Raw genomic sequence first — 16,528 nt, 5'->3', positions numbered from 1 at the left:
ACCAGGGTCTGCGTCTGGCCGATGCCAACCGTCGCGGCGCCGAAGGCCTTGGTGAGCGTCGGGCGCGAGGCGACCAGCAGGCAGGCCGCGGTCACCGTCGACGTGGTGACGTTCGCGCCCAGCGTGATGTTGCCGGTGACGTTGGTGAACGCCGCCGGGTTGCCCGCGCACGAGCCGTTCAGTTGATTGAGGACGTTCGAGACGCCGTTCACGGTGCCGTTGCCGACCGTGACCGTGCAGCTCGCGGTCGCCGCGGCCATCGCGATGCCGGTGAGCGCGATCGCGTTGCCGCCCGTCACCGCAACCGTCGCGGGACCCGAGCAGCCTGCGGAGTACGTCACGGGCAGCGGCGTACCGATGAAGCGCAGGCTCGCGGGCAGCGTCTCGGTGAAGCCGATGCCGCCCTGCGCCGGGTTGCCGGTGCCGTTGGTGAGCGTGAAGACCAGCGTCGTCAAGCCGGCGTCGTCGATCGTGCCGGCGCCGAAGGCCTTGTTGAGCGACGCCTGCACCACGTTGATCGACGTCGTGCCGACGTTGTTGTCCATGCCGGAGATCGCGGTGATCTGCGCGGCGTTGTTGGCCACGGTCCCGACGGTGACACCGCGGATCGTGAGCGTGATCGTGCAGACCGCGCCGGCCGCGACGTTGATCGTCGACGCCGTGAACGGCTGCGTGGCGTTCACCGCCGTGAAGGCCGGCGTGCCGCAGGAAGCCGTGGCGGACGGCGCCGTCGGGTTGGCGATGGTGATGCCGGCCAGCAGCGTGTCGGTGAACGAGAGGCCCGTGCGAGCGACCGCGCCGGTGGCCGTGTTGTCGATGGTGAAGGCGACCGTCTGCGTCTGGCCCACGCCGACGCTCGCGGCGCCGAAGGCCTTGGTGAGGCCCGGACGCGGGCGAACCACGAGGCAGGTGTTGGTCACGCCGTTGGTGACGTTGGCGAGCGCGCTCATGCTCGCGGCGGCGTTGGTGTGCGTGGCCGGGTTCGTGGCGCAGCTCGGGTTCACCGTGCTGGAGGTGACGTCCACGGAGACCGTGCACGAGGCCACGCCGTTGTTGACCGAGAGGCCCGTGACCGTGATCGCCGTGCCGCCCGCCGGAGCGGTGACGGTGAACGCCGGAGCGCCGGGCGCGGCACCGGCCGGGCAGTTGGTCTGCACGTTCGGCGTGGGCGCGATCACGACGGCCGTGGGCAGCGTGTCGGTGAAGTTGATGCCCGAGGCGAGCGGGTTGCCGGCGCCGTTGGTCACCGTGAACGTGAGCGTCGTCACCTGGGCCGGATCGATCGTGGAGCCGGTGCCCGTGTACGCCTTGGTGAGGGCCGCTTGAACGACCGTGAGCGAGGCCGACGGGTTCGTGCCGCTGCCCGCGCTCGAGGTGTTGGAGGTGACCGTGTTGTTGTACACGTTCACCGCCGTGGCGGTGATGTTGGTCTCGATCACGCAGGTCTGGCCCGCGGTCACGGTGCCGCCCGTGAACGTGATCGACGTATTGCCCGCCACGTTGCCCGCGGTGACGGTGCCGCCGCAGGTGTTGGTGAACGACGGCACGGTCGCGACGGTGACGCCCACCGGGAACGTGTCGGTGAGGTTCAGGCCCGTGATCGGCGTCGAGAGGTTGGGGTTGCGGATCGTGATCCGCAGCTGCGCCATGCCGCCCGGGGCGATCGTGGACGGCGAGATCTGCTTGGTGAGGACCTGCGGCGTGATCGCCGAGTTGACCTGCAGCACCGCAGAGGCGGCCGCGCCCGCGCCGATGCCCGTCGTGGTCGAGGTGATCGTCGAGGTGGTGTTGGTGACGGTGCCCGTCGTCGACGACGTGACGTAGAGGCGCAGGTAGCAGACCGTGGACTGGCCGATCGAGCCGCCGGTCACGTTGGCGCTGCCCGCGGTGGTCGTGAAGGTGAGGCCGCAGGTGTTGTACGGCGAGGTCGCGCCCGAGACGGCGACCTGCGTGCCCGCGAGTGTCAGGCCGGCCGGGAACGTGTCGGTGAACGCGACGCCCGTCGCGGTGATCGTGCGGTTCAGGTGCTCGATCGCGAACACCAGCTCCGTGGTGCCGCCGGCGTTGATGGTCGAGGGAGCGAAGCTCTTGGTGAGCGACAGCGGCAGCAGCGAGGCCACCACGTCGTAGGCGGCGCTGCCGACGTTGCCGGTGCCGCCGTTCAGCGACGAGACCGCGCTCGTGGTGTTGACCGCGTTGCCGAGCGTGGCGGAGGTAACCGTCCACGAGAGGCGGCAATCCGTGCCCGCGGGCACCGACTGGTTCTGGCCCGCCGTGATCGAGACCGCCGTGTTGCCGATGGCTCCGTTGGTGAACGCGAGCCCGCAGGTGTTGGAGGCACTCACGACGCCGGTCGCGGCGTTGGTGCCCGCGGCGATCGTGAGGCCGGCCGGGAACGTGTCGGTGAACGCGATCTGGTTCAGCGCCGTGGTCGAGTTCGTGTTCGACAGCGTGATCGTGAGCGTCGCGGTGGCGCCGGTCACGAAGAGGCGCGGCGAGATCGCCTTCGAGATCTGCGGCGGGCGCGTGGCGATGTCGAGCGAGGCGCTCGCCGCGTTGCCCGTGCCGCCGTTCGCGGAGGTGACGGCGCCCGTGGTGTTGACGATGGATCCCGCCGTGGCCTTCACGACGTTCACCGCCAGCGAGCAGACGCCCGCGGCCGGCGCGATGCCGTTGGTCACGTTGATGTTGGTGGCACCCGCCGTGCCGCCCGTGAAGACCAGGCCGCAGGAGTTGGTCGCCGAGACCGCGCCCGAGGTGACGCCCGGCGCGGGCGCCACGACGAGACCCGCGGGGAACGTGTCGGTGAACGCGACCGTCGTGAGGTTCGCGGTGAGGTTCGGGTTGGTGATCGTGAAGTAGAGCTGCACCACGTCGCCCGGCTGGGCCGAGGTCGGGTTGAAGCCCTTCGCGAGCACGGGCGGGGCCACCGCGGAGGCGGAGAGCGTGGCCGAGGCCGAGTTGCCGGTGCCGGCGTTGCCCGTGGTGATCGCGCTCGTCGTGTTGACGAAGTTGCCCGCGGCCGTGGTGGTGACGTCGAGCTCGATGAAGCAGTTGGTGCTCGGGTTGATCGACGTCGACGTCATGTTGACGTTGTTGTTGCCGGCGGCGCCCCCCGAGATGTTCACGGCGCAGCTGTTGATCAGGTTCGGCGGGGTTGCGACCACCATCCCGGCCGGGAAGGTGTCGGTGAAGGCCGCCGTCGTGACCGTGTTCGGGTTCGGGTTGTTGATGCCCAGGCGCAGGCGCGCGATGCCGCCCACGTTGATCTGCGCCGGAGAGATCGACTTGCTGAGGATCGGCGGGCGCAGCGTCCCCGCGGCCACGTAGGAGAGCGTCGCGCTCGAGGTATTGCCGGTGAGGGCCGCCGGGCCGGTGGCGGTGACCGCGTTGGTCGTGTTGGTGTGCACGCCCGCGGCCATCGGGTTCCTGATCACGTTCACGCCGATCGTGCACGAGCCCAGGCCCGCGCCTACGGTGAGCGTGCTGATCTGCAGCGAGGTCTGGCCGGCCGTGTTGCCCGAGGTCGTGGTCATGCCCGCGCACGCGGCCGCCGGGTCTGTCTGGTAGTTCGGGGTCGGCGCGATCTGGATGTTGGCCGGGAACGTGTCGGTGAGCGCGATGCCCGAGAGGCTGATCGACGGGTTCGGGTTGCGGATCGTGATCAGCATCCGCGACGTGGCGCCGGCGGCCACTTCGACCTGGGGCGGAACGAAGCTCTTCTCCACGATCGGCGGCAACAGCGGCCCCACCTGGAGGAGCGCCGTCGCCGCGGGGCCGGCGCCGGTGCCGCCCCCGATGGTGCTGGTGGTGTTGGTGTAGTAGCCGGCGACCGGACTGGTGACGGCGACCGTGATCGTGCAGGTGCCCCCCGCGGGGATCGAGCCGGCGGTCACGTTGATGTTGTTGGCACCGGCCGTCCCGCCCGTGATGGTGAGGCCGCACGAATTGGTGAGGGCCGGCGCTGCCGCGATCACCAGGCCCGCCGGGAAGGCGTCCGTGAAGGTCGGCGTGGCCGCGGCGCCGTTCGGGTTCTGCAGCGTGAACGTGAGCGTCGAGGTGGCGCCGATGGCGATGGACGTGGGCGAGAAGCCCTTGGTGATGCGCAGCGGCTGCGCGGCGTTGTTGTCGAGCGAGGCCGACGCGCTGTTGCCCACCACCGGCTCCGGCCCCGTGGCCGCGACGTTGCTCACCGTGTTGGTGTGCAGTACCAGCGTGTGGCGCACGACCACGGTGTAGGTACACGTGCTGTTCGCGGGGATCGTGCCGGCCGTCAGCGCAAACGTGCCCCCGCCGTTGGCCGCGGTCAGCGTGCCGATGCACCCTGCACCCGTGACGGCCGCGGCCGGGGCGGTGGGATGGTTGGTGAGACCGGCGGGATACGTGTCGGTGAAGGTGACGCCCGTCACCGCGACCGAGCTCGGGTTGTTGACCAGGATCGACAGCGTCACGTTCGTGGTCGTCAAGGTGGCCACGGTCGGGTTGAAGGTCTTCGTGACCTGCAGGGGTGCGAGCTGCATCGTGAGCTTCGCCGAGGCGGTGTTGCCCGTGCCGCCGTTGGTCGAAGCTACGGTTCCCGTGGTGTTGGTCACGCTGCCGTACGTGGCCTTCGTGACGTTCACCTGCACCACGCACGTGCCGTCGGCCGGGATCGTGCTGCCGGTGTTGGTGATCACGATGTTGGTTGCCGCCGCGGTTCCGCCCGTGAACGTGAAGCCGCAGGTGTTCGCCGTCGATACGACGCCCGAGGCGACGCCCGGCGTGCCGGTGACGACGAGGCCGGCGGGGAACGTGTCGGTGAGCGTGATGCCCGTGAGCGGGGTACCGCCGTTGGGGTTGAAGAACACCAGGTTCAGGACCGTGGTGTCGCCCGGCCCGATGTTGTCCGGCGCGAAGAACTTGGTGACCTGGGGCGGGAGCAGCGCGCCCACGCCAAGCGGCGCGCTGGCCACGTTGCCGGTGAGCGCCGAGGGGCCAGTGGCCGTGACCGCGCCGGTGGTGTTGACCACGTTGCCGGCCGTGGCCTTGGTGACGTTCGTGGTCCACGAGCACGAGCCGCCCGCGGGAATCGTGGCACCCGTGAGCGTGATGCTGCCCGCGGCCCGGGTCGCGTTGCCCACGCAGCCCGTGCCGACTGGCGCCACGGCCGTGATGGCCCCGTTGGTGAGCCCCGCCGGGTAAGTGTCCGTGAACGCCACGCCCGTCAGCGCGAATGTCGCGTTCGGGTTGGTGATCGTGAGCGTGATGTCCGTCGTGCCGCCCGCCGGGATCTGGCTCGGCAGGAACGACTTCACGAGCATCGGCGGCTGCGCGGCGACGATGGAGAGCACCGCGGAGGCGGCCGCGCCCGCCGTGGTCTGCGCGGTGGCGATCGTGCTCGTGGTGTTGGTGACGTTGCCCGTCGCCCCGCTCCACGTCACGTTGACCGAGATCTCGCACGCACCGCCCGCGGGGATGGTGCCCGCCGTGATGGAAAGCGCCGTGCTGCCCGCGCCGGTTCCGGTCGCCGTGAGGTTGCACGAGTTGGCGAGCGCCGGCGTGGCCGCGACCGCGAGGTTGGCGGGGAACGTGTCGGTGAAGACCACGCCCGTGAGGTCGTCCGACGGGTTGGCGTTGGCGAGCGTGATGGTGAGGCGGGTCGTCCCGTTCACCGCGATCTGCGCCGGGTTGAAGCTCTTCGCGGCGTTCGGCGGCGCCAGGCTCTGCACGAGCAGCGACGCGCTGCCCACGTTGCCGTTGAGCACGAACGGCCCGGTTGCCTGGATCGCGCCCGTGGTGTTGTTCGCGTTGCCGAGCGTGGAGCTGGTGACGTTCCACCGGACCGCGCACGTGTCGAGCGGCGTGAGCGTGAGGTTGGTGACGTTGGCGTTGTTGTTGCCCACCGCGCCGCCGGTGAAGGTCGCGCCGCACGGGTTGTCGGCCGAGACCACGCCGCTCACCGCGCCCGGGGGCGAGGCGATCGTCATGCCGGCCGGGAACGTGTCGGTGAGGCCGATGCCCGTCAACGTCACGGTGCCGTTCGGGTTGCCGATCGTGAACGAGAGCTGCGTGACACCGCCCGCGTTGATGCGGTTCATGCCGAACGACTTCGTGATGATCGGCGGCAGCGTGTTCGCGTCGACGGTGAGCGAGGCCAGCGCGGCCGTGCCCGCGGCGCCCGCGGCGTTGTTGATCGCACCGGTGCTGTTGTTCAGCGTGCCGGCGGCCGTCGCGGTGACGTTGACCTGGATCTCGCAGAAGCCGGAGAGCGGGATCACGCCGTTGGCGAGCACGAGGCTCACGTCGTTCGTAGCCGCGCCCGGAGTGATGGTGCCGCCGCAGGTGTTGACGAGGCCCGGCGTGGCGGCGACGCGAAGGCCCGCGGGGAACGTATCCGTGAACGCCGTGCCGGTGAGCGGCACCGTGTTCGCGGCGGCGTTCTGCAGGCGGATGCGCATCACGGAGACGGCGCCCGCGGTGATGCGCGACGGCGTGAAGCTCTTCACGGCCGTGGGCGGCGAGACGGTGGTGAGCTTCGCCGAGGCGATGTTCGAGCCCGGAGCCTGCGCGGTGAGCAGCGCGCTCGTGACGTTGGTGTACTCGCCCGGCGCCGCCGCCGTCACGTTGACGGTCACCGTGCAGGTCGTGTTCGCGGGCAGCGTGCCGCCCGTGACGGCGATCGAGGTCGAGCCGATCGTGGCGCCCGAGACGGTGAGGCCGCACAGGTTCACCAGGCCCGGCACGCCCGCGACGACGAGGCCCGAAGGCAGCGCGTCCGTGAGCGACGTGACGGTGAGCGGTGTGATGTTGGCGTTCGTGAGGACCAGCGACATCGGCACCGTGGCGCCGGCCGCGGCGAGCGTGGAGGCGAACGACTTGCCCAGCGTCGGGGCGAGCGTGCCGGCGGTGACGGTGAGCGTGTCGTGCGCCGTGTTGCCGGTGAGCGCGACCGGACCCGTGGCCGAGACCGCGCCCGTGGTGTTCTGGTCGCCGCCGGCCGGGCTCGCGGAGGCCTTGGTGACGATCGTGGTCCAGGTGCAGGTACCGTTCACGGGAACCGTGCCGCCCGCGAGGGTGATGCTGCCCGCGGCCCGCGTCGCGTTGCCCACGCAACCGGCGCCGGTGGGCGCGACCGCGGTCAGCGCCGTGTTGGTGATGCCCGCCGGATACGTGTCGGTGAACGCCACGCCCGTGAGATCCACCACGTTGCCGTTCGGGTTGGTGATCGTGATCGTGAGCGTGGATTGCGCGCCGACCGCGATCGAGTTCGGCGTGAACGTCTTCACGATGATCGGCGGGGCGACCACGGTGAGCTGCGCACTCGCCTCGACCAGGTTGCCGAGCGTGTTGCCGAGCACGATCCCGGAGACGGCGCCCGGGGGGATCACGTTGGTGACGCGTGCCGCGGTCTGGCTGGTGACGGCGACCGTCACCTGGCACGAGGCGCCGGCGGCGAGCGTGGCGGAGTTGCTCTCGATTCGCGTGGCACCCGCGGTGTTGCCGGAGACCACGGTGCCCAGGCACGCGGCCGGGGTCTGCGTGAAGGCGGGCACGGCCGCGACCGTCACGCCGAGCGGCAGGTCGTCGATCAGGCGCACCGCGGTCATCGCGGTGGCGGGGTTCGGGTTGGCGATCGTGATCGTGAGCGTCGTGGTGCCGCCCGTGGCGATCATCGGCACGGAGAAGCTCTTCGTGACGGTCGGGCCCGCGAGGATCGTCACGTCCTCGGCCGTGTTGCCCACGAGCGAGCCGTTGTAGTTGCTGCCCGCGACCGCGCCGCCGGTTGCGTACGTGCCGCCCGGGGAGACGCGCGTTCCGGGGACCGTGGTCGTCGGATCGAGGAAGTTGACCGTGGTCGTGTTGTCGTACTTGCCCGGGGGCGCGTTGTTCAGGTCGACGGTCACGACCGCGGTCACCGTTCCTGCCGGGCCCGGAGACGTGCCGGCGATGTCGAAGCTGCCGATCGTGAGGTTCGAGGTGCCCGCGGGCGGCGTGGTGACCGAAGTGCGCGTCGCGTTGCTGAGCGTGAGCACGAGGCCGTCCACGCGCTGCAGGAACGGCGCCGGCAGGTTGTCGAGGATGTTGACGCTCTTCGCCGTGCCCGTGCCGGTGTTGGTGACGGTGATCGTGTAGTTGAAGCGGTCGGCGCCCGGCAGCAGCGTCGCGGCCGACGTGACCTTCGTGGCGGTGAGCGTCGGCAAGCACTGCGCCGGGCCGGTGCCGCCCGGGATCGACGTGCCGGTGATCGTCATCGTCGCCCCCGAAGCGCCGGGGCTCGAGCCGTCGGAGGTGCCGTTCGCCGGGTTGGTCGTGTTGAAGATGATCCCGGAGACGCCGCCGGTGAGCTGCACGTTGCCGCCGGAAGCGCTGCTCATGAGTCGGCCGCCCGCGCCGCCGCCGCCCGGGCCGTCGGTCTCGTTCACGCCGCCCATGCTGGAGTTGCCGCCGCGGCCGCCGCGAAGGTCGACCGACACGCCGCCCGGGATGGAACCGGAGCCGAGCTGGATCACCACCGTGCCGCCCGCGCCGCCGCCGCCCGCGCCGTCCGTGGCGTTGGTGAGGCCGTCGGGTGCATCCGCGCCCTTCGCGGTGATGGCGCCGAAGCCGGTCATCGTGCCGGCGCGGATCAGGACCACGCCGCCGCCGGGCCCGCCGTTGGCCGTCGCGCAGCCGATGCCCGCGCACTGGTTGTTGATGTCGCCCGAGCCGCCGCCGCCGCCCATCACGACGCGCACGCCCGTGATCGCCTCGCCGCCGAAGCCGCCGACGTCTTCGCCCGAGTAGTTGTTCTGGTTCTGGTTCCACGTGCGGCCGCCGTTGCCGCCGCGCCCGCCGTTGCCGCCGCCGCCGCCGCCGCCGTTGTGCTGGTTCGAGCCGCCGCCCGCGTTGCCCGGGGCGCCGCGCGCGTAGTCGCCGCCCGGATAACCCGCGACGCCGCTGTCGGTGGAAACCGTGTTCAGCAGCGAGTTGAAGGTGCGCGCCGGCGTGCCGACGATGCCCTCGCCCTTCACGCCGCCGCCCGGTGCGACCGCGTTGGTGGCCGAGCGATAGTTGTACTGGGCGTTGGTGAACGCGTCGCCGCCGACCGCGCCGCCGCCGCGGAAGCCGCGGCCCGACGCATCGATGGTGCCGCCGACGAAGTTCAGGTTCCCCGCGACGTCGAGCGCTACGACGCCACCCGTGGTGCCGTTCCACGGTGCGACCGGGACGGAGGTGGTGAGCGCCACGCTCGCGTACTGCGGCACGCGCAGCACCTGGTAGCGGCGTTGTCCCGTGGTGCCGGTGGCCGCCGCGGTGGTGTACGAATACGTGAGCGAGCCGAAGATCGGCACCGAGCCCCCCGAGACCGGGCCCGAGGCCACGGCGTACTCGAGGTTGCCCGCGGTGAAGTTCGCGTTGCCGAGCACGCCGCCGGCGTAGTCGCCCGTCGTCGTGTATTGCGTGCCGCCGTTGCCGCTGCCGTCGCCGTAGCGGTTGTTGTCGGACGAATCGATGTCCGCGCCCTGCATCTGGATCACGAGGATCACGTCGCCCGCGGCGATCGGCACCAGGGCGCCGCGCGTATCGACCGTGCCGACGGGCACCGTGCTCGAGCCCGCGGGAACGCTGACACCCGTGCCGGGATAGAGCGTGTTGATCGGCGGGTTGTAGCTCGTCGCCGTGGGCGGCGTCGGGCAGACCTGCGCGGCCACGGGCAGCACGACCGCGGCCAGGAGGCCGAGGGCGATTCTGCGCAGCGTGGAGCGGAGGTCGATCATCATTTCTTCTCGTTCTTGTCGCCGGCGAAGGCTTCCAGCACCTGCTCGTCGAACTTGTAGCGCACGCGGACGAAGGGGCCTTTCGCCGTGTAGTCCGCCCCCGAAAGGTCCGCGTCCTTGTAGCCCATGAAGTTGTAGCCGGCCGATACCCAGAAGTTCGTGAACGCCTGGTAGCCGACCTCGACACCCACACCATACTGCCTAGACGCGGTGGAATCGCCAAACAGGGCGCTGGCGACGATGCCCACGTCCCACTTCGGAGCGAATTCCCAGGTGGCGCGGCCGCCGATGACCTGCGCACGGTACTTGGTCGAGAGGCCGTTCGTCTTGTCGCTCGTCCACTTCGCCGCATACCGGCCGCTCACCACGAACGGGCGGATCGGCTGCCAGTCGGCGTTGACCGAGACGATCTCGGTGGTCTTCTTGAGCGAGATGCCGGGCAGCGTGTCGTCGTCCTCGAGGCGATGCTCGACGCGGGCGAGCGCGTTCCACATGTTGGTCTCGCTGTCGCGGTAGGACACGCCGGCCTGCATGCGCTCGATGGTGCGCTCGCCGTCGTCGTCCTTGTTGCGCGTGAGCGAGTAGGCGTTGCGGACGAGTGCCGTCCAGTCGCGGTTGATCTTGGCGGCGAAGCCGACCGTCGAGAGCAGCGACTGCTGCGTCGACGCGTCGCGAAGCTCGAGGCGCGTGGAGGCTTTCCAGATCGCGTTCGCGGTGTATTCGAGGCCGAGGGCGAGAGCCGTGTTCTCGTTCTGGCCCGTGCCCGAGAGCGCATGCACGCGCTCGAACGAGGTGCCGAGGCGCAGGCCCGGGGCGAGCGTCCAGAGGTTCTTCAGGCCGAAGGCCGCCTCGGCGTCGCCGCCGGCCAGCGCGTCGCGGATGCGGTACTCGCTGAAGAGGCGGCCGTCCTTCATGTAGTCCATGTCGACGCCGACCGCGGTCGTGTTCTGGCGCTCGCCGGCGTTCAGGCCGTACGGGCCGGTGATCGACGAGATGAATTCGTGGCGGGCGTAGAGGCGGCCCTTGTTCGGAAGCTGGTACTCGGCGCCGGCGGCGAGGATCTTGCGGTCGGTGTCCTGCACGTCGACTTCGGCTTCGCCGTAGACCGTGGCGTTCGGCACGAACGGCACCTGGCCCGTGAGGCGCGCGCGCACCGTGGTCACTTCATCCGGCAGCGGCTGCGGCGGCGGCAGGCCCGGAACGTACGGGACCGGAGAAGCGGTGCCGCGTTCGGCCGCGTGGCGCACGCCGACTTCGAGCGAGAGCTTCTCGCCGATCTCCTGCGTCACGGCGACCATTGCGCCATCGCGCACGGAGTTCGTGGTGAGGTCTTCGGTGCGCAGCGCTTCGGCGCGAACCAGCGTGCCGTCGCGCACTTTGTATTCAAGGCGCCCGCCGGCTTCGCCGCGGCCCTGCGTGAGGTACGCGCCCGGATTGTCGAAATCCTTGTCGGTGCGCGCGACGAAGGCCTGCGCCTTCAGGTCCTTCGACTCGTGCTTGACCTCGAGGCGGCCGCCGTTGCCCTTCTTGTCCTCCAGGCCCTTCTCGGTGCGGGCGAATTCGCCCATCACGTAGGTGTTCTCGCCCAGCTTCACGGTGGCGTTGATGCCGCCGAGCTTGAAGGGCTCCTCGGGATTGTTGTCCTTCACGAACACGCCGCCCACTTCGATGCGGTCGGTCACCTTGACTTGAGCCTCGGCGCCGCCCACCCAGAACTCGGGGCCGCCCTGGTCGACTTCGTAGGTGACGCGGATGAAGACCGGGTTCAGGTCGCGGTCGACGGAGGACACCGGCGACTTGAAGAGGATGCGGCCGGTCAGCGCGTCGATCTCGTAGTCGGCGAAGCGCGCGAGGGGCAGCGCCGAGAGGATCATCGCCGGCTGGTTGCGGTCGCGCGTGACGATCTCGATCTTCTCGCTGTTGATGAGCGCGCCGCGGTTGCCGAGCTCGTACGGGCCCGACGTGCCGTTGGCGCGCAGCTCCTCGATCGCCTGGCGGCTGGTGTCGCGCGAGGCGAACACGTTGGCGCTCACGCGGTCGTTCTCGAAGTGCTGTCGCAGGCCCGTGAGCGAGCGGTTGTAGCTGGAGAGCTTGCGGACCTGCGAATCCGACTGCGTCGTGTAGTCGCCCCACAGCAGGTAGGAGCGGTCCTTGTCGACGCGCACGTAGAGGCGGCTGGTGGACTGCGCGTCGAAGCCGCGGATCGCGGAGTCGCCGTAGACCGGATAGAACTCGTCGGGCTGGATGTCGCGGAAGAGGCGCTCGCGCGAATCCTTGTCCGAGTCGTAGGCGGCGGTGAGCAGCATGTCGCCCTTGATCTTGCCCTTGAGGAAGAAGGCCGCGCGCGCCGCCGCCTGGCCCTTGCCGCCGTCGAAGTCGCGCGACAGCGTCTTCAGCTCCTGCTCGAAGCCGTCGTTGTTGCGCGTGGGCACGATCGACTTCGAGCCGATGTTGCGCAGGTTCACGATGCCTTCGATCACGCCCGCGGCGACGAGGCTGCGAAGCTCGGGCAGGAAGTCGAGGCGAGCCTCGGCACGGAGGCTGCCGCTGCTGGCGACGATCTGCGAGGAACCGGGCTCGAGCGGCGGGGACAGCGGGAACACGCCCACGCCGCCCTCGACCATGACCTGCGTGCCCGGCTCGTTCGGATCCGGATCCGGGATCTGCCACAGGCCGCGCGAGGCGACGATCGTGACCGGCGTGCGCGTGGTGACCGGAACGCCGTCGACGTCGTAGACCTTGACCGTCACCTTGGCGGGCGTGCGGCCATCGGCGACCGCGCCGCCGGCCGGCAGCACGATCTCGATCTTGCCCAGCTTGCCCGGGGCGCGAACGCGGATCGTCTCGGAGCCGCGCGCGTTGCCGAAGCCGTCGATCATCGACACGGTGAGCTCGTTCACGCCGGGCTTCATCTCGATGCCGACGTATTCCCAGGCCTGGACCTGCTTCTCGGCGAGCGTCGCGCGCTTGCCGATGCGCTTCTCGGAGATCTCGGCGCCGTTCACGACCAGCTTGAAGTTGGAGCCCATCGTGCCCTTCACGCGCAGCGTCGCTTGCGCGGTGGGCAGCGTGTCGCCGTCGGCGAGGCCGACGAAGCCGAGCTTGTTGTCGAGGTTCGGCACCAGCGTCTCGAGCGGCGCCATCGCGACCGGCTCGGCGGCGGGCGGGAGGATCTGCGGGGCCGGGGTCGGACGGACGGCGGCGGGAACGGTCATCACGCTGCCGTAGGCCGCACCCTGCGAGGCACCGGCGGGCGCGTCGAGCGCGGGGCCGCCGACGGCGGTGCCACCCGGTTGCTGGGCGGCCATCGTGACGACGCCGGAAGCGGGCAGCGTCTTCGGATCGGCGAGGACGCGAGCTTCCGTGGCGAGCTGGGCGCCGGCGAGCGAGCCGAGCGCGTTCTCGTCGTACATGGCCTTGGCGCGCGCGGCGGCCTCTTCGACCATCGCCGGGTCGCAGCCCGCGATCGCGAAGTCGCCGCGGTGCAGCTCGCCGGACTTGAGGTCCACGATGCGGCTGCTCGCGTCGCCCAGGTTGCGCTGGCTCAGCACCTGGAGCTTGGCACCGGGCGGCAGCGTCGAGCGGTCGAGCTTCAGCACGTGCGTGCGGTTGGTGATGCCGTAGAAGCTGTAGCGCCCTTCCCCGTCGGTCACGACGAAGGTGCCGTCTTCGATCAGGAGGCGAACGCCCGGCATGCCGAGCTCGCCCTTGTCCTGCGAGCCGTTGGCGTTGCAGTCCATCCACACCTTGCCGAGGATGAAGGCACGGTCGCTGAACACGCCGCCCGTGACCTGCACGCGCGCCGTGGCGATGTTGGAAACGGTCGTCGCGGCCGGCGTGACGTACGTGGCCTGCACGCGGTTCACGCCGTCGCCCTGGAGGGCTCCCGGGCCGACGCGCACGCGGTAGGTGATGAGCGCCTGCTGGCCGCGCTCCATGTTGCCGATGGTGAGCGTGAGGCGCGGGCCGTTAGTGACCGGGTCGGCGATCGTCTTGCCGTCGCGGCGCACCGTGCCCGGCACGTAGGCGAAGCCGGCGGGGAGATCGTCGACCAGGACCACGTTCGCGCGGTCGAGGGCGTTGCCGGTGTTGTTGCGCACGCGCACCGCGTAGTCGACGAACTCGCCCAGCTCGACCAGCGCCTGCGACGCGACCTTCTGCACGAAGAGTCCGTCCTGCTTGCCTTGGTCGACCGGCACGTCCACGACCACGACGCCCGCGGCTTGCGTGAACGGCGTGCCGTACGAGCCGCCGGTGGTGGCGCCGCTGACGACGAGGTTGCGGCCCTGCGGAAGGCTGCCGTACGCGACCGTCGACGGGAAGGTGTAGCCGTTCGGGGGCGTCACGCGCAGGCAGAAGTTGCCGGCGGCGGCGGTGATGGAGAAGGTGCCGTCGCTGCCGGAGGTGACCGGGGTGCCGATCGCCGCGCCGCACTGGCTGCCCGAGGCGGCGAGGAGCTGCACGCTGGCGCCCGCGACCGGCTCGTTGCTGCGGCTGTCGAACACGACGCTCACCGGGGCGAGCACGGTCATCACGCCGGAGACCGGGCGGCTGCAGCCCAGCACTTCCATGTTGAACACGGTGCCCGGGACGCCTTCGAGCGTGCCGTTGCCCGCGGTGACCGGCGGCAGGCGAACCGGCAGCGCGGGCACGGTGAAGATGCCGGTGTTCGGGCCCGTCTCGGTGGCCGTCACCTGCTCGCGCTCACCGTTGAGGCCGGTGATGAGGACGAGGCGGGTCTCGACGACATCCGCGACCGCGTTGCAGGCCGGGGCGTTGGCGCGCAGGTAGGCGTTGCGGCCGACGATCGCCCACGCGGTCGGCGTGAAGAAGGTGCTGTCGTTGTAGTTGCGGATCGTGTTCTCGGTGTCGGGGCCGTCGGCCTTGTTGTCGTCGACCGACGTGGTGTCGCGCACCGAGACCACGCCCGTGCCCAGGCCCGTGAGCTGCAGCGTGGTGACGTTGGTGTCGACGATCGCCTTCGCGTTGCCCGACTTCGCGGCGCGCGCGGCCTGCATCTCTTCCTTCGTCGGGGCCAGCACGTCGACCAGGAGGCGAAGCTGCTGGCCCGGGGCGAGCGTCGTGGTCCACGACGGCGTCACTTGCGTGTCGGTCGAATCGAGCACGCCCGGGATCGAGCCGCCCGTGCCCGAGGCATTGTCGACGAACGCCTGCGAGCGCCAGCCCGGGCGGGAGTCGCCGAGGTAGCTCACCTGGGCCGTCACGCTCTCGTTGCAGTTGCCGCGGTTCACGAGCGTGTGCAGGTACGTGACGTGCGTGCCGAAACCGGTGAGCGCCTGGTTGTCCGGCTCGAGGATCAGCGCGCACTTGGTGACGATCGTGTCGATCGAGTCGTCGGCCGAGGCGATGCGCGAGGGGGCACGCACCGAGCGGGCCGACTTCGTGATCTTGTACGCGCCGGGAACCGTGGTCGGGAGGACCAGCGCGCGCACGACGATGTTGTACGTGGCGTTCGGAGCGACCGGGCCGGTGTCGGGATTGCCGTCGCCGTTGGTGTCGGTGAGCGGCGTCACGCCATCGGGCTTGAAGAGCGTGAAGGTCGTGCCGGCCGGGAAGGTGCTGCCGCCCAGCGTGATCTCGAACGTGTCCGTCTCGTTGCCCTTGTTGGTGAGCACGTTGGTGAAGACGGCGGTCGAGCCCGGAACGGCGGTCGGCAGGCGCTGGCCGACGAGCGTGAGATCGGCCGTGCCGGTCACGAGGTACGAAGCGATGTTGGTGTTGGCGCGGTTGCCCGGGTTGCCGGCCGTGTCCCAGAAGGTATAGCTGGCGACGTTGTCGACCAGAGCGTTCACCGCGAGGCCCGGGACGATCTGCACCTGGAAGGTGACCGTGGCCTTCGTCGTGGCGGGGAGATCGTTGATCATCGCCGTCACCGTGTTGGCCGCAGTCACGCCGAAGTCGTAGGTGATCTTCGAGGTGCCGGGGCCCTGGGCGTCGGTGGCGTTCGCGTCGGTGAGGACGAGCGGGCCGGTGGCGGTCCAGCGGGCGCTGCCCGCGACGTAGGTCATGCCGGCCGGCAGCGTGTCCTGGATCAGTACCTTCTGGCGCGCCTTGTCGCACGCGTCATACGTCAGCGAAACCGTGATCGGGCCGCCGGGCGACGGGCCACGGTCGAGCGAGAGGGCCTTCGTGGCGGTGGCGCAATCGCCCGGCACCGTCGGACGGCCGGCGATGCTCACGCGGTCGGTGTTCTGCGCGAGGACGCCGTTACCGGCGCCGGTCGCCGTGACGCGCAAGCTGCCCTGCGAGGCGGGCGACGAGCCGATCGGCACCGTGGCGCGCACGACGAAGCGGAAGATTCCGCCGGGGGCCAGCGTGGTGGTCGGCGCGATCGGCGTGGCGCTGTCGGCTACACCGTCGCCGTTCGTATCCGGCAGCAGCACGATGCCGACCAGCGGGAAGCCGGGACCCTGGCTCGTCGCGGCGAGCGCGTAGGTGTCGGCCACGGCGCCGGTGTTGGTGAGGACGTGCGGGAAGTTGACCGTCACGCCACCGGCCGCGACCACGTTGCCGTCGGTCGACAGCGTGGCGGAGTAGATCGCGCCGCCGAGCGCGCTGGTGATCGCCGTCACGATGTTGGAGTTGTTGGTGTAGCCGCTGGCGCCGACGTTGAACGTCGCCGCGGCGGAGTTCGGGATCACCGTGCCGGCCGGCGGAGCGGCGTGCGCGAGGCCCGAGGCGAGAGCCGCCACCGCGAGCGCGGCCGCACCCAGCGCGCGGAACACGCGCGTGGCGAACGGGACGGCTTGCCGGTGGGACTCGAATTTCAC

Annotated in this window: 2 protein-coding genes (1 of these 2 only partly in view); both read right to left on the bottom strand. The window is 70.5% G+C overall.

The genetic code is table 11. The features are described from left to right. On the bottom strand, positions 1-9,740 hold the beginning of the coding sequence (locus tag DSM104443_RS09145; protein WP_171091494.1) for a DUF7933 domain-containing protein. The gene continues 13,231 nt to the left of window position 1, outside the view; 9,740 of the gene's 22,971 nt are visible here — the first part of the coding sequence; the start codon lies at positions 9,738-9,740; its stop codon lies off the left edge, out of view. Further along, positions 9,737-16,528: an SdrD B-like domain-containing protein gene (locus DSM104443_RS09140; protein WP_171091493.1), complete on the bottom strand. Its 6,792-nt coding sequence runs from the start codon at positions 16,526-16,528 to the stop codon at positions 9,737-9,739. Before DSM104443_RS09140 ends, DSM104443_RS09145 begins: the two co-directional genes overlap by 4 nt.

The organism is Usitatibacter rugosus (assembly GCF_013003965.1).
Classification (GTDB): Bacteria; Pseudomonadota; Gammaproteobacteria; order Burkholderiales; family Usitatibacteraceae; genus Usitatibacter; species Usitatibacter rugosus.
Note: the sequence above shows the minus strand (reverse complement) of the source record. Positions and strands in the feature narration are given on the sequence as shown.